Below are 14,750 nucleotides of genomic sequence, written 5' to 3'. Positions count from 1 at the left end.
CCGGGTCGGCTCAACCTCGACTTGCGGATTGGCGAACGCGTGGCACTATTGAGTCAAGTTCACTCAACTTGTGGTGCGGTCGCTTCCGGGCGGCCCGCCGGGCAGGCCGTCTGACCTGCTCACCCGTTACGAAGCGAGGAAGCGAACATGGCACGTGCGGTCGGCATCGACCTCGGCACGACGAACTCCTGCGTCAGCGTTCTCGAGGGCGGTGAGCCCACCGTCATCGCCAACGCCGAGGGCTCGCGTACGACTCCCTCGATCGTCGCGTTCGCCCGCAACGGCGAGGTGCTCGTCGGTGAGGTCGCCAAGCGCCAGGCGGTGACCAACCCCGACCGGACCATCCGGTCGGTCAAGCGTGAGATCGGCACCAACTGGACCGTCGACATCGACGGCAAGAAGTACACCCCGCAGGAGATCTCGGCGCGCACGCTGATGAAGCTCAAGCGGGACGCCGAGGCGTACCTGGGCGAGCAGATCACCGACGCGGTGATCACCGTCCCGGCCTACTTCAACGACGGGCAGCGCCAGGCCACCAAGGAGGCCGGTGAGATCGCCGGCTTCAACGTGCTGCGGATCGTGAACGAGCCGACCGCGGCGGCCCTGGCGTACGGCCTGGACAAGGGCTCCAAGGAGCAGACCGTCCTGGTCTTCGACCTCGGTGGCGGCACCTTCGACGTGTCGCTGCTGGAGCTGGCCGAGGGCGTGGTGGAGGTCAAGTCCACAAGCGGTGACAACCAGCTCGGTGGTGACGACTGGGACCAGCGCATCATCGACCACCTGGTGAAGACGTTCCGCGGCGAGCACGGCATCGACCTCTCGCAGGACAAGATGGCGATGCAGCGGCTCAAGGAGGCGGCCGAGAAGGCCAAGATCGAGCTGTCCGCCGCCACCACCAGCAACATCAACCTGCCGTACATCACCGCCGGCTCGGCCGGTCCGCTGCACCTCGACGTGACGCTCAGCCGCGCCGAGTTCCAGCGCATGACGCAGGACCTGCTGGACCGCTGCAAGGGCCCGTTCGAGCAGGCCGTGAAGGACGCCGGGATCAAGATCTCCGACGTCGACCACGTCATCCTGGTCGGCGGCTCGACCCGTATGCCGGCCGTGACCGACCTGGTCAAGCAGCTCACCGGCCGCGACCCGAACAAGGGCGTCAACCCGGACGAGGTCGTCGCCGTCGGCGCGGCCCTCCAGGCCGGTGTGCTCAAGGGCGAGGTCAAGGACGTCCTGCTGCTCGACGTGACCCCGCTGAGCCTGGGCATCGAGACCAAGGGCGGCATCTTCACCAAGCTCATCGAGCGCAACACCACCATCCCGACCAAGCGCTCCGAGGTGTTCACCACCGCCGACGACAACCAGCCGTCGGTGCTGATCCAGGTGTTCCAGGGCGAGCGGGACATCGCCGCCTACAACAAGAAGCTCGGCACCTTCGAGCTGACCGGTCTCCCGCCGGCCCCGCGCGGCGTGCCGCAGATCGAGGTCACGTTCGACATCGACGCCAACGGCATCGTGAACGTGCACGCGAAGGACCTGGGCACCGGCAAGGAGCAGAAGATGACGATCACCGGCGGCTCCTCGCTGCCGAAGGACGACATCGAGCGGATGCGCCGGGACGCCGAGGAGCACGCCGACGAGGACAAGCGTCGCCGTGAGGAGGCCGAGACCCGCAACGTGGCCGAGGCGCTCCAGTGGCAGACCGAGAAGTTCCTCGCCGAGAGCGGCGACAAGCTGCCCGGCGAGAACCGCGACCAGCTCAACGAGGCGCTCGGCGAGCTGCGCAGCGCCCTCGGCGGACAGGACATCGAGAAGATCAAGTCCGCGCACGAGAAGCTGGCGCAGGTTTCCCAGCAGGCGGGCTCGCTGCTCTACGCCCAGCAGCAGGAGGGCGAGCAGACCGCCCCGGGTGCGGCCGGGCCGGGCGCGGGTGCCGGCGCGGGTGCGGCCGGTGGCCCGAAGGCCGGTGGCGCCGACGACGTGGTCGACGCGGAGATCGTGGACGAGGACAAGAAGTGACATCCGGTCCCGGACACGATTCGCACGGCAGAGGGATGAGGTAACCGCATGACGGACAAGCCACGAGCGGCCGACCCGGGTGCCACCGGGTCGGCGCCGGGCGCCGGCAAGGACACCGGCGACGAACCCCGGGTCGTCATCCGCGACAAGCGCAAGCTCGGCAAGGCGACCGAGCAGTCGGCGAACGACGCCTCGGCGGCCGACGCGGCCGCCGACGCGCCCGCCGAAGGGCTGGTCGAGGAGGCCGAGGTCGTGGTCGACGAGATCGGCGGCGAGGCCGAGGTCAGCGGTCCGGCAGTGGTCGACTCGCCCGCCGAGCCGAACGGCGGGACCGGCACGGACGCGCCACTCGGCGCCGAGCTGGAGTCGCTGCGCACCGACCTGGAGGAGCGCACCCGCGACCTCCAGCGGGTGACGGCGGAGTACGCCAACTACCGCAAGCGGGTCGACCGGGACCGCAACCTGGTGCAGGAGCAGGCCACCGGGGCGGTGCTGACCGCGCTGCTGCCGATCCTCGACGACCTGGACCGGGCCCGCGAGCACGGCGACCTGGTGGGCCCGTTCGGCAGCGTGGCCGAGCAGCTCACCGGTGCGCTCGCCAAGTTCGGCCTGACCGCGTTCGGCGAGAAGGGTGACCCGTTCGACCCGACCCGGCACGAGGCGGTGGCGCACCAGACCTCCGCCGACGTGACCGAGCCGACCTGCGTACAGGTCATGCGCCGGGGTTACCAGCTCGGCGAGCGGCTGCTGCGGCCCGCCATGGTCGCGGTCGCGGACCCGGAGTAGTGCCGACCCGTGACGTCCCGCCCGCCCGCACCGGGCGGGCGGGACGACCGGGATTCGACCCGTGGAAGGGGGTGGACCGGTGAGTTCCAAGGACTGGATCGAGAAGGACTACTACGCCGCGTTGGGCGTGGACAAGTCCGCCTCCTCGGACGAGATCAAGAAGGCGTACCGCAAGTTGGCCCGGGAGTCGCACCCGGACCACAACCCCGGCGACAGCGGGGCCGAGGAGCGGTTCAAGACCGTCTCCGAGGCGTACGCGGTGCTCGGTGACGAGAAGAAGCGCCGCGAGTACGACGAGATGCGCTCGCTGTTCGGCTCCGGCGCGTTCCGGCGCAGCGCCCGCGGCGGGGGCCAGCCGGGCGGCATGCCGTTCGACGTCTCCGACCTGTTCGGCGGCGGCGCCGGCGGCGGCGACAGCCGGTTCAGCGGCGGCGGTTTCACCGACCTGTTCAGCACGATCTTCTCCGGTGGCGGCGGGGGCGGTGGCCCGGCGCGTCCGCGCGGCCCGGCCCGTGGCCGCGACGTCGAGGCCGAGGTGGCGCTCGACTTCACCGACGCGGTGAACGGCGTCACGCTGCCGCTGACGCTGCGCGCCCCCGGGGTCTGCGAAACCTGCCACGGCAACGGCGCCAAGCCCGGCACCCAGCCGGTGGCCTGCCCGGTCTGCCACGGCGCCGGGGTGACCACCCGCAACCAGGGGTCGTTCAGCTTCTCCGAGCCGTGCCGCAACTGCCAGGGCGTCGGCACGATCGTCGAGGAGAAGTGCCCGGAGTGCCACGGCACCGGCGGGGTCACCAAGACCCGCACGCTGACCGTGCGCTTCCCCGCCGGGGTGGCCGACGGGCAGCGGATCCGGCTGGCCGGCCGGGGCGAGCCCGGCGAGCGGGGCGGTCCGGCCGGTGACCTGTTCGTGCAGGTGAAGGTCCGTCCGGACGAGCTGTTCGGGCGTACCGGGGATGACCTGACCCTGAACGTCCCGATCACGTACGCCGAGGCGGTTCTCGGCACGGACCTGCGCGTACCGACCCTGGACGGGACGGTGACCCTGCGGGTGCCACCGGGTACGCCCAGCGGGCGGGTGCTGCGCGCCCGCGGCAAGGGCGTCGTACGCAAGGACGGCCGCGCCGGTGACCTGCTGGTCACGCTCGACGTGGTGGTCCCGGCGAAGGTCTCGGACGAGGCGCGGGCGGCGCTGGAGACCTTCGCGGCGCAGACCCCGCCCGCCGCGCGGGAACATCTCGAGGCGCGGGTACGTCGATTCAGTTGACGGCGGCAGCGGAGGTGAGCGGGCATGTCGGAGGAGTACGTCGGCTCGGGTGACCCGGCCTACGAGGCCAAGGTCTTGATGATCTCGGTAGCCGCGCGGATGGCGGGGATGCACCCCCAGACGCTGCGCCAGTACGACCGGCTGGGCTTGGTGCAGGCCGGCCGGGCGTCCGGCGGCGGTCGCCGGTACAGCGTCCGGGACGTGGTGCTGCTCCGCGAGGTGCAGCGGCTCAGCCAGGACGACGGGATCAACCTGGCCGGGGTCAAGCGGATCATCGGGTTGGAGCGGCTGCTCGAAGAGGCGCAGCAGCGGGTGGCCCGGCTGGAGGCGGAGCTGGACGCCGCGTACCGGCGGATCGCCGAGCTGGAGTCGCTCGGCGGCTTCCCCCGCGGTGACCTCGTGCCCACAAACCGCACGTCCACAGCGCTCGTCGTCTGGCGTCCACGCCGCGCTCCCGACCGCTGACCTCCTCGTACCGGAAGGCCGGCGCGCCCCGCTCCCCCGGGGCCGCGCCGGCCTTCGTCGTGCGCGGGCCGGTCGGCGGAAACCGGGGTGCGGCAGGGTGGGGTCCACTACGCTTTCCGCAGGGGTAAAAGCCTCAAAGCGGACTCCGGACTGGCGGGGGGAGTCATGACGGAACCGGCGAAGAAGGTGGCCGAGCGCGCGGAAGAACGGCTGGAGAAGGTGGCCGAGAACGTCCGCGAGCGGTTCGACCGGGTCACCGAGGGACGCTTCAGCGACAAGGTCAAGGAAGGGCGCTTCGCCGACCAGACGGACCACGGCGTGGACCGGGCGCGGGACGACGAGCGGCGCCGTAAGCAGGGCGGATCGACCTGACGATCCGCCGACGTGCGGGCCGGGATCCACGGGGGATCCCGGCCCGTTCGTATCCGGGGGATCGCGGCCCGTTCGTATCCGGCGGCGAGGGTCAGAGGCGGCGGTTCTCGCGGACCAGGCCGCCCTCGCACCAGTCCCGGTAGACGAAGAGATCCGGTCGGGCCAGCAGCACCCGGCTGTTGTGCGCCCAGTTGCGCATCAGGTCGTCGCCGGACTTCTCGGCCTGCTCGACCAGCTTGCGGAACCGGCGCTTCGGGTGGGCGCGGAAGTTCGTCCGGATGCCGTCGGCGGCATAGATGTAGAGGCAGTGCAGGGCGAACCGCCGGGCCGGGCAGCTCTGGTCCATCGCCAGGTCGAACAGCGTCTGCACCAGGTGGTCACCGGCGACCAGCAGGTCCCAGTCCGGCGGCATCGAGGTCAGCGGCACCGAGTCCGGTTGATAAGCCCACGCCCGCAGTTCGGTGGGCGAGGGATCGACGGGGTTGGCGAAGCCGCGGAACGTACCTTCCTGCACGCTCACCGGCCGACCTTCCGCTTGCGCTGGCGGGGGGCGCAGGCCACCCGCGGACCCTGGCTGCTGGGCCGAAACGTTAACGCGGTTGGACGGAGCAGTGGTAGACCTTCCCGGGATCAATTTGACAACGCCGGGCCGGATCTGCCCTGCGGCTGATCCGGCCCGGCACCGGGGTCAGTCGCCGGAGCCCAGGGGTAGCGGCGCGGGTGGCCGTACGGCTGCGGCGCGGGTGCGCAGCCACTGCTTGAACCACCGGGTGTCGGGCAGCCGGGCGAGCAGCGGCCCGGTCACCACCGTGATCAACACGTACGCGGTGGCGAGTGCGGCGAGCTTCGGCTCCACCGGGTAGACGGCCGCGACGGCCAGTCCGGCGATGACGATCGAGAACTCGCCGCGCGGGGTCAGCGCCAGCCCGGCCCGCCAGCGTCCGGGCTCGGCGATCCCGACCCGGCGGGCGGCCAGGTAGCCGGTGGCCACCTTCGTCGCCATGGTCACCACTGCGAGCAGCAGCGCGGGCAGCAGCACCGGAGGCATGTCCAGCGGGTTGGTGACCAGCCCGAAGAACACGAAGAAGACCGCGGCGAACAGATCGCGCAGCGGGGAGAGCAGTTCGGTGGCGTGGTGCGCCACCGGCCCGGACAGTGCGATGCCCACCAGGAACGCGCCGACCGCCGCCGACACCTGGAGCTTGGCCGCGACGCCGGCGACGAGCAGGGTCAGGCCGAGCACCCCGAGCAGCAGCGCCTCCGGATCCTTCGCGGAGAGCGCGGCGGAGATCAGGTGGCCGTACCGGATCGCCACGGCCAGCACCACGACGACGGTGAACACCGCGATGGCGAGCGCGATGCCGCCCTTCATCAGGCCGACCCCGGCGAGCAGCGCGGTGACCAGCGGCAGATAGAGGGCCATCGCCAGGTCCTCGATCACCAGGACGGAGAGGATCACCGGGGTCTCCCGGTTACCGACCCGGCCCAGGTCGCCGAGCACCTTGGCGATCACGCCGGACGACGACACCCAGGTCACGCCCGCCAGCACCACGGCCGCCACCCAGCCCCAGCCGAGCAGGAGCGCGAAGGCGAAACCGGGCAGCGCGTTGAACACCGCGTCGATCACCCCGGCCGGCGCGGCCGAGCGGAGGTTGCCCACCAGCTCGTTGGCGCTGTACTCCAGACCGAGCATGACCAGCAGCAGGATCACGCCGATCTCCGCGCCGACGGCGAAGAACTCCTCGCTGGCGTTGAGCGGCAGCAGGCCGCCGTGCCCGAACGCCAGGCCGGCGAGCAGGTACAGCGGGATGGGCGAGACGCCGACGCGGCGGCTCAGGCGGCCGAGCAGGCCGAGCAGGAGCAGCAGCGCGCCGACTTCGATGAGCAGGATTGTGGTTTCGTGCATACGCGTCAGCCGTCCGGATCGGTCTCGGCGAGGATCGCGGTCACGCCGTCGAGGCCCTGACGGGTACCGACCACGACGATCACGTCGCCGGCTTCGAACCGGAAGGTGGGTTCGGGCGAGACGTTCACGGCGCCCTGACGCAGCACGGCCACGATGGACGCGCTGGTCCGGGTGCGTGCCTTGGTGTCCGCGAGCCGCCTGCCGACGTACTTCGAGCCCGCCGGGATGGCGACCTGTTCGGTCAGCAGCCCGGCGGCCTGCTCGCGCAGCCCGGAGAGCTGACCCAGCATCAGCGACGCGCCGAGGATGTCGGCGAGCGCCTCCGCCTCGTCGTCGGTCAGCGGTATGTCATGTTGGCAGGAGTCGGGATCGTCCGGGTCGTAGAGGACCAGGTCGCGACGGCCATTGCGATGGGAGACCACGCCGAGCCGGCGGCCGGACTCCGTCATCAGATCATGACGTACGCCGATCCCGGGCAGGGCGGTCTGTTCGACACGTACTCGCACGCCGGTGAGGCTACCGCTGCGGCGCACGCGCCGATCCCGGGGCCGAACTAAAGATCGGTCGATACGGCTCGTCTAGACCCGCTCGGCCACGAACACGCCGACGCCCTCGAGTGTTTCGGTGAGGCCGGTCGCGCGGAGGATCATCATCGCCTTGCCGACGACCGTGTCCGAAACGCCGTACTCCTTGCACAGCTGGGCGCGGCTCGGCAGCTTGGTGCCGGGTGGCCACTCTCCCGAATCGATCTTGCTCTTCAGCTCGTCTGCGAGCACTTGGTACTGCTGCTTGGGCATACACACTCCCCGGATGGCACGCCCATTCGACCACGCACCCACCTCCAACCTCAAGCAATTGTGGGTCGGTCGTTGACCTACAACTGGTACCGATTGTAGGTTGCTGAGGAACGCTCCCGGATGGCACCTGGAGCTTTCCAGGGTCGGGGCGGGCATCCCCGTGGCTCGTCCCGACCCCCGGTCCTCGGCGAGAAGGGACAGTGTCGTGCGTAATCTCCTGCGAATACGTTCGCGGCGGCGGAACGTCGGTCCGCCCAACTCCGCGCCGGTCGGCGCCTACCGCTCCACGTCGTACCTTCCGCTCCGGCCCTGGCAGGTGCGGGGCCACAGCTTCACGACATGCCGTCGGGGGTTGGACCCCGCCGAGGTCGCCGCGTTCCTCGACCGCGTCGCGGGGGACCTTGCCGCCGCGTACGCCGAAATCGCCCGGAGCCGGGAGGAGACGGCCCGGATCAAGGGTGCGTTGCGCGAGTGGCAGTCCCGTCAGGCTCCGTCGATGCGCGACCTGGCCGGGCGGCAGTGACCGGGCGGTACGTGATCCATCTGCCGGTGCGCGCGGCGGACCTGGCCCGGGCGAAGATGCTCGGTCGCACGGCCGGGCGGTCGTTGGCGTTCCTCGCGGTGGTGGAGATGGGCGGGATCACCGTCTCGGCCGAGGACGACCAGGCCGTACGCCATTGGGTGTTCTGCGACCGCAAGCTGGACGGCGGCCGGCGTTGCGTGCTGCGCGCCGACCACGAGACCCCTTGCCTCGCGCGCCTTCCACGTCGTTGAGATCTTGGTACGAAACGGCCCCTCCAGGGGCCTTTTTGTACCAAGATCTCTCCGGTCGGACCGGCGGACGGTGACTCAGGTCACAGGGGTGGACTTGAGCGGAATAGACTCAACTCTGGTTGTGTCATGTCCAGTGGACACGCCGATCCGGGGGAGCCCATGAACACGGAACGTCTCACCACCAAGAGCCGCGAGGCCATCACCGGTGCCGTCGCGCTGGCGAACCAGCGCGGTCACGCCACCGTGGAGCCCTGGCACCTGCTGCTGTCACTGCTGGACACCGAGGGTTCGACCGCCGCGGGCCTGCTGCGCGCCGTCGGTGCCGACCCCGCCGAGCTGCGCCGCGTCGCGCTGCGTTCGGTGGACGCGCTGCCCGCCGCGCGCGGATCCAGCATCGCCGAGCCGACGCTGGCCCGCGAGTTCGTCAACGCCATCGGCGCCGCCGAGCAGATCGCCCGGCCGCTGGGCGACGAGTACACCTCCACCGAGCACCTCCTGGCCGGGCTGGCCCGGGTCGGCGGCGCGGTCTCGGTCGCGCTGAAGAACTCCGGCGCCACCGAGGAGAACCTGGTCGCCGCGTTCCCGACCGTGCGCGGCGGGGACCGCCGGGTCACCACCGCCGACCCGGAGCAGACCTACCAGGCCCTGGCCAAGTACGGCGTGGACCTCACCGCGAGCGCCCGCGACGGCAAGATCGACCCGGTGATCGGCCGGGACTCGGAGATCCGCCGGGTGATCCAGGTGCTGTCCCGGCGTACCAAGAACAACCCGGTGCTGATCGGCGAGCCGGGCGTCGGCAAGACCGCGATCGTGGAGGGCCTGGCCCAGCGGATCGTGGCCGGCGACGTGCCGGAGTCGCTGCGGGACAAGAAGCTGGTCTCGCTCGACCTCGGCGCGATGGTCGCCGGCGCGTCCTACCGGGGGCAGTTCGAGGAGCGGCTGAAGTCCGTGCTGGAGGAGATCAAGAACTCCGACGGCCAGGTCATCACGTTCCTCGACGAGCTGCACACGGTGGTCGGCGCCGGCAAGGGCGAGGGCTCGATGGACGCCGGCAACATGCTCAAGCCGATGCTGGCGCGCGGCGAGCTGCGGATGGTCGGCGCCACCACGCTCGACGAGTACCGCGAGCACATCGAGAAGGACCCCGCGCTGGAGCGGCGCTTTCAGCCGGTGCTGGTCGGCGAGCCGACCATCGAGGACACCATCGGCATCCTGCGCGGGCTCAAGGAACGCTACGAGGTGCACCACGGCGTACGGATCACCGACGCCGCGCTGGTCGCCGCCGCAGCGCTCTCCGACCGGTACATCACCGACCGGTTCCTGCCGGACAAGGCCATCGACCTGGTGGACGAGTCCGCGTCCCGGCTGCGCATGGAGATCGACTCGCGGCCGGTCGAGGTGGACGAGATCGAGCGGGCGGTACGCCGCCTGGAGATCGAGGAGATGGCGCTGGCGAAGGAGCCGGACGCCGCGTCCGCCGAGCGCCTGGAGCGGCTGCGCAAGGAACTGGCCGACAAGCGCGAGCAGCTCACCGCGCTGTCCGAGCGCTGGCAGACCGAGAAGAGCCACATCACCAAGCTCTCCACCGCCAAGGAGGAACTGGAACGCCTCGGCGGCGAGGCCGAGCGGGCCGAGCGCGACGGCGAACTGGAACGCGCCGCCGAGCTGCGGTACGGCCGGATCCCCGCGCTGCGGACCGAGCTGAAGCAGGCCGAGGAGGAACTGGCCCGGCTCCAGGCCGACGGCGCGATGCTCAAGGAGGAGGTCGGCGCGGACGACATCGCCGCCGTGGTCGCCTCCTGGACCGGCATCCCCGCCGGGCGGCTGCTGGAAGGCGAGACCGCCAAGCTGCTGCGGATGGAGGAGTCGCTGCGCGCCCGCGTGGTCGGCCAGGCCGAGGCGGTCGGCGCGGTCTCCGACGCGGTACGCCGCGCCCGGGCCGGCGTCGCCGACCCGGACCGCCCGACCGGCAGCTTCCTGTTCCTCGGCCCGACCGGCGTCGGCAAGACCGAGCTCGCAAAGGCACTCGCCGAGTTCCTCTTCGACGACGAGCGGGCCATGGTCCGCATCGACATGAGCGAGTACGGCGAGAAGCACTCGGTGGCCCGCCTGGTCGGTGCCCCGCCCGGATACGTCGGCTACGAGGAGGGCGGCCAGCTCACCGAGGCGGTACGCCGCCGCCCGTACTCGGTGATCCTGCTCGACGAGGTGGAGAAGGCGCACCCGGACGTCTTCGACGTGCTGCTCCAGGTGCTCGACGACGGCCGGCTCACCGACGGTCAGGGCCGTACGGTGGACTTCCGCAACGCGATCCTGATCCTCACCTCGAACCTGGGCTCGTCGGTGATCAGCGACCTGACGCTGACCGAGAACGAGCGCCGGGAGGGTGTGCTGGCGGTGGTCCGGTCGCACTTCAAGCCGGAGTTCCTCAACCGGCTCGACGACATCGTGGTGTTCGCCGCGCTCCAGGGCGAGGACCTGCGGTCGATCGTGGACATCCAGCTCGACCGGATGCGAACCCGTCTTGCGGACCGCCGGTTGGCGCTGGACATCAGCGACGCCGCCCGGACGTGGCTGGCCGAGCACGGGTACGACCCGATCTACGGCGCCCGCCCGCTGCGCCGGCTGGTGCAGTCGGCGATCGGCGACCAGCTCGCCAAGGCGCTGCTGGCCGGTGACATCCGCGACGGCGACACGGTCCGCGTCGACCTGTCCGACTCCAAGGAGTCCCTGGCGGTCACCGCCGCCTGACCCGTCCCACCCGCGAAGGCCCGGCCGTCCCTGGCCGGGCCTTCGCCGTCCCCGGCCGCGCCGGCCCGCGTGCCGCCGGCGCTGCATGCCGTGGGTGCTCCGTGCTGCGGGTGTTAACAAGGGGCCCTTCCTCTACCGGAGGCGTTAACAGGGGGCCCTTCCTTGTGGTTGGAGGGGTTGGTGGGGTGGGCACATAGTGGGGTATGAGCGGGACGTGGGAGCGGGAACTGGACGAGGCGGCGCGGGAACTCGACGGCGCGGACACCCTCGCCTTCGGCGGGGTGGGGCTGGCCGGGCAGGTCCTGCCCGCGACCGAGGCGTACCGGCGGCTTGAGCAAGGGCTGCGCGAGCACCCGGAGGCGGCCCGCAAGCGGATCGACAGGTTGCTCCGCAAGGGTTCGCCGGCCGGCCGGGCGTACGCGGCATCGCTGCTGGAGGCGGTCGACCCGGCCGCCGGGCGGGCGGCGTGGATCCGGCTGCGCGACCACGACGGCGAGTTCACCACTTTCTCCGGCTGTCTGATGGGCCGGGCCACGCTGGGCGAGTACGCGGCCGACCGGCTCGCCGGCCACGCCGGTAACTGAGCGGATACTCAGCGTCCAGGACTTCAGCAGGCGTGCGTGCGGTTGTTACCGTTCCCGCCGAGCACGTTGGGGAGGCGGCTGTGAACGGTTCAGTGGCGTGGCTGGTGACGACGCTCGGGTGCCTGGTCGGGGTGGCCGGTGTGGTGATCGCCGTGATCGCGGTGCGGAAGTCCCGGTCCGCGTCCGGCCCGAAGACCAAGGCGGCGCCGGGGGACCCGTTCCGGGACCGGGACGCCGACGCGCTGCGCGGCGACCCGCGCGGGCTCAAGCCCGGCGACATCGTCGAGATCCGCACGGTGCCGTACACCGTGCGCGGCTCGGTGCACCTGGTCGAGGGCGGCTGGAGCTGGGCGGAGCACCTGCTCGACGACGCGGGCGGGGTGAAGCGCTGGCTCTCCGTCGAGTCCGACCCGGACCTGGAGCTGGTGCTCTGGACCAGCGAGCCGGGGGCCACCGTGACGCCGGGCGCCCCGACGCTGGAGATGTCCGGCCGCCGCTACAACTGGGACGAGTCCGGCCAGGCGCGGTACACCGCGACCGAGGGCACCGGCCTCGATCCGCACGGCACCATGCGCTACCACGACTACCAGGCGCCCGGCGGGGCGCGGCTGTCGTTCGAGGCGTACGGGGAGTCGGGCTGGGAGGTCAACCTCGGCGAGGAACTGCGCCGCGCCGAGGTGATGATCTACCCGCAGGGTGGTCCGGAAACGGTGCGCTGACGTGCTCGTCTGCCTGGACGCGCCCTACGTCGACACCAGCGCCGCCGACCTGAGCCTGGCCCTCGGCGGCCCGGAGCTGCCGGCGCTGGCCGTACGCGACCTCGACCTGCCCGGCCTGCCCCGGCTGCGGCTGCGCCTGCTCGGCGCCTCCCATCAGGTGGTGCTCGGCGGGCTCACCGAGACCGTCGCCTGCCTGCCCGGCCGCCCGCCGCACCTGCCGGACGCGCTGCACGACGAAACGGCCGGCTACCGGTTCATGGCCACCGTGCTCCGGCCCGAAGGCGACGGCCTGCGTAGCCGGGTCGCGGCGCTGCGCGCCGAACTCGCGGGCGACCCCTACGCGCTGATCGGGGTCTTCCCCGGCGACGAGGACGCGGTCACCGCGCTCTCCGTCCGGCCCCGGCCGCCGGACGGCGTGCTCGCCTGGCGCACCTGGCACGTCTATCCCCAGACGAACGAGCTGGTCCTGACCGAGACCGTGGTGGAGGAGCTGTGACGTACCGACGGTGGTTCGTGGTGGGCATGGCGGTCGCCGTCATCGGCGCGCTCGTCGCCGCCTTCACGATCTTCTACGGCAACTTCTCGCCCCGGGGCTACGTGGAGGACAACTTCTCCCGCGCCTCCGGGCGGGACATCGGCTCGAACGCGATCGCGTACACCTCGAAGAAGACGCCGAGCGAGGTTTCCCAGCAGATCACCGACGCCTGGCGCCCGGCCGACCAGTACGTCGACGGCAGCGGCGTCTACCTGCGCTACGACGACGACTCGGTGGTGATCCTCCCGCTCGCCGTCGGCTCGGTGATCCTGCTGGAGAAGATGACCACCGCCTACCCCCGCTACCACAACGTCGTCGGCAACAGCTGGGGCTGGGGCCGAGGCAGCACGGTGCGGGGCGGCGGCCCCGGTTCCGGTAAGTAGCCCTCTTCGATCCCCTCACCCTGGAGTCTTCTGTGCAACATCTCGTCACCGATCTGCTGGTCACGCTCGCGTACGGCGTGGTCGGCATCGCTCTGATGGCCATCGGTTATGTCCTGGTCGACGTGGCGACGCCGGGCAAGCTTCACGAGTTGATCTGGGTTGAGCGCAATCGCAACGCGGCGGTGTTGCTCTCGTCGAACCTGGTCGGGGTGGGCACGATCGTGGTGGCGGCGATCGTGGCGAGTGCCGATGATTTCCGGCTGGGTCTGATCGGGGCGGGCGCGTACGGCATTCTCGGTCTGGTGATCATGGCGGTGGCGTTCGTGCTGCTGGACGCGGCGACTCCGGGCAAGCTCGGTGAGTTGCTGGTGGATCCGCAGCCGCATCCGGCGGTGTGGGTCTCGGCGACGGTGCACCTCGCCACCGGCGCGATCATCGCCGCCGCGATCATCTGATGGACGACTGGAATGCCGCCTCGGGGGAGAAGAAGGAGAAGCGCAACCCGGCGTTGACCTTGGCCGGGGAGATGCTGGACGAATGGTTCGTCTCCGCCTCGTCGGACGAGAAGGAGGCGAAGCGCCGGAGGATGGTGGGCCGGTTCACGGGAGCGGCCGACGGCTGGGCTGCCACACCGGAGGACGTGAAGGAGAAGCGCAAGAAGGCGTTCTTCTGGGTCGTGGTGGTGAGCGTGCTCGCCATCTGCCTCCTCGGCGTCTTCGGCCCCGACTCGGACACCTCAGTCCCCGCCCCGGCGGCCGACGAGCGCTCCGGCACCGTGCCGATCCTCAAGGCGGCCACCGACAGCCAGGGCATCTGCTACGGCTGGAGGCTGTCCGACGGGTGGAACGACGTGAGCGTCGGCTCCAGCCACGGTGACGGCATGCCGGCCCCCGGCGCGCCGGGCTGCACGCGCTGGATCGAGGTGACCGCCGAGGTCAGGTACTCCTCCATGACGGGCGAGAGGGAGGACGACGACGTCCTCATCCGGATCGAGGGTTCGGACGGCATCACGTTCACCGACCTCACCGAGATCCGAACCGGGCTGCGCCGCTTCGGGCTGGACGAGGAGACGTTCCTCGACGAACCGGGCTGGGCCGTCACCCGGGCCGCCACGATCCTGCCGCTGCTCGCCGCCGAGCGCGGGCTGGCCGGACCGGCCGCGGCGCCCACCGCCGCGCCGTCCAGCGCCGCCGCGCCGCTGCCGGACGCCGGCAGCGACTTCTGGCGGGACCGGTGGGGTTACATCCTCACCTCGGCCGGGTTCTTCCTGGTCGCCGCACTGTTCCTCGTCGTGGGCCTGCGGCAGCGCCGCAAGCAGCGGGGCGAGGCGACCGCGCAGCGCGCCCGCGGTTCCGGTAAGTAGCCCTTCGCTCGATCCCCTCACCCTGGAGTCTT

General features: G+C 71.2%; 18 protein-coding genes. 14 read left to right on the top strand and 4 right to left on the bottom strand.

What is annotated here, in order from left to right; genetic code table 11:
- The first annotated feature begins 147 nt into the window (after window positions 1-147).
- The 5 genes from dnaK (at window position 148) to AB0D28_RS12850 (ending at window position 4,906) form a co-directional block, all read left to right on the top strand.
- A complete protein-coding gene (gene dnaK, locus AB0D28_RS12870) occupies window positions 148-2,016 on the top strand; it encodes a molecular chaperone DnaK (protein ID WP_357385223.1) in 1,869 nt (622 codons plus the stop codon).
- A 48-nt stretch (window positions 2,017-2,064) separates the two neighbouring features.
- On the top strand, window positions 2,065-2,802 hold the full coding sequence (gene grpE / locus AB0D28_RS12865; protein ID WP_357385221.1) for a nucleotide exchange factor GrpE: 738 nt from the start codon (window positions 2,065-2,067) through the stop codon (window positions 2,800-2,802).
- A 79-nt stretch (window positions 2,803-2,881) separates the two neighbouring features.
- On the top strand, window positions 2,882-4,069 hold the full coding sequence (dnaJ, locus tag AB0D28_RS12860) for a molecular chaperone DnaJ (protein WP_357385219.1): 1,188 nt from the start codon (window positions 2,882-2,884) through the stop codon (window positions 4,067-4,069).
- 24 nt (window positions 4,070-4,093) lie between these two features.
- A complete protein-coding gene (locus AB0D28_RS12855) occupies window positions 4,094-4,534 on the top strand; it encodes a MerR family transcriptional regulator (protein WP_120572381.1) in 441 nt (146 codons plus the stop codon).
- 165 nt (window positions 4,535-4,699) lie between these two features.
- Window positions 4,700-4,906, top strand: coding sequence for a hypothetical protein (locus AB0D28_RS12850; RefSeq protein WP_018785523.1), 207 nt, complete (start codon window positions 4,700-4,702; stop codon window positions 4,904-4,906).
- 91 nt (window positions 4,907-4,997) lie between these two features.
- On the opposite strand, the gene AB0D28_RS12845 is transcribed toward AB0D28_RS12850, so the two are convergent.
- The 4 genes from AB0D28_RS12845 to AB0D28_RS12830 form a co-directional block, all read right to left on the bottom strand.
- Entirely contained in the window at window positions 4,998-5,426 is a 429-nt protein-coding gene (locus AB0D28_RS12845) for a hypothetical protein (protein WP_357385216.1), read from the bottom strand.
- A gap of 168 nt (window positions 5,427-5,594) precedes the next feature.
- Entirely contained in the window at window positions 5,595-6,812 is a 1,218-nt protein-coding gene (locus tag AB0D28_RS12840; protein ID WP_357385214.1) for a cation:proton antiporter, read from the bottom strand.
- Between the two features lie 5 nt (window positions 6,813-6,817).
- Complete coding sequence (locus tag AB0D28_RS12835) at window positions 6,818-7,318, bottom strand: cation:proton antiporter regulatory subunit (protein WP_357385212.1); 501 nt, start codon at window positions 7,316-7,318, stop codon at window positions 6,818-6,820.
- A 72-nt stretch (window positions 7,319-7,390) separates the two neighbouring features.
- A complete protein-coding gene (locus AB0D28_RS12830; protein ID WP_357385210.1) occupies window positions 7,391-7,609 on the bottom strand; it encodes a winged helix-turn-helix domain-containing protein in 219 nt (72 codons plus the stop codon).
- Window positions 7,610-7,826: 217 nt separating this feature from the next.
- On the opposite strand from AB0D28_RS12830, the gene AB0D28_RS12825 reads away from it, so the two are divergent.
- The 9 genes from AB0D28_RS12825 to AB0D28_RS12785 all read left to right on the top strand — a co-directional run bounded on the left by AB0D28_RS12825 (window position 7,827) and on the right by AB0D28_RS12785 (window position 14,718).
- Window positions 7,827-8,132, top strand: coding sequence for a DivIVA domain-containing protein (locus tag AB0D28_RS12825; protein ID WP_357385330.1), 306 nt, complete (start codon window positions 7,827-7,829; stop codon window positions 8,130-8,132).
- The gene (locus AB0D28_RS12820) at window positions 8,129-8,383 is read left to right on the top strand and encodes a hypothetical protein (protein ID WP_357385208.1); all 255 of its coding nucleotides are present in this window, start codon (window positions 8,129-8,131) and stop codon (window positions 8,381-8,383) included. Before AB0D28_RS12825 ends, AB0D28_RS12820 begins: the two co-directional genes overlap by 4 nt.
- A 159-nt stretch (window positions 8,384-8,542) precedes the next feature.
- Window positions 8,543-11,134 carry an ATP-dependent chaperone ClpB gene (clpB, locus tag AB0D28_RS12815; RefSeq protein ID WP_357385206.1) on the top strand — a complete coding sequence of 864 codons (2,592 nt, stop codon included), beginning with the start codon at window positions 8,543-8,545 and terminating at the stop codon, window positions 11,132-11,134.
- Between the two features lie 203 nt (window positions 11,135-11,337).
- Window positions 11,338-11,718: a hypothetical protein gene (locus tag AB0D28_RS12810; protein WP_357385204.1), complete on the top strand. Its 381-nt coding sequence runs from the start codon at window positions 11,338-11,340 to the stop codon at window positions 11,716-11,718.
- A gap of 80 nt (window positions 11,719-11,798) precedes the next feature.
- Complete coding sequence (locus tag AB0D28_RS12805; protein ID WP_357385202.1) at window positions 11,799-12,437, top strand: DUF4178 domain-containing protein; 639 nt, start codon at window positions 11,799-11,801, stop codon at window positions 12,435-12,437.
- A gap of 1 nt (window position 12,438) precedes the next feature.
- Entirely contained in the window at window positions 12,439-12,933 is a 495-nt protein-coding gene (locus AB0D28_RS12800; protein WP_357385200.1) for a DUF2617 family protein, read from the top strand.
- Window positions 12,930-13,355, top strand: a complete 426-nt coding sequence (locus AB0D28_RS12795; RefSeq protein WP_357385198.1) for a DUF4247 domain-containing protein — start codon at window positions 12,930-12,932, stop codon at window positions 13,353-13,355. Before AB0D28_RS12800 ends, AB0D28_RS12795 begins: the two co-directional genes overlap by 4 nt.
- A gap of 32 nt (window positions 13,356-13,387) precedes the next feature.
- The gene (locus tag AB0D28_RS12790) at window positions 13,388-13,810 is read left to right on the top strand and encodes a DUF350 domain-containing protein (protein ID WP_357385194.1); all 423 of its coding nucleotides are present in this window, start codon (window positions 13,388-13,390) and stop codon (window positions 13,808-13,810) included.
- Window positions 13,810-14,718: a hypothetical protein gene (locus AB0D28_RS12785; protein WP_357385196.1), complete on the top strand. Its 909-nt coding sequence runs from the start codon at window positions 13,810-13,812 to the stop codon at window positions 14,716-14,718. The genes AB0D28_RS12790 and AB0D28_RS12785 overlap by 1 nt, the downstream gene beginning before the upstream one ends.
- Window positions 14,719-14,750: the final 32 nt, after the last annotated feature.

The sequence above is a fragment of the Micromonospora sp. NPDC048169 genome, from assembly GCF_040652815.1.
Taxonomy (GTDB): domain Bacteria; phylum Actinomycetota; class Actinomycetes; order Mycobacteriales; family Micromonosporaceae; genus Micromonospora.
This window is presented reverse-complemented; position numbering and strand designations above follow the sequence as displayed.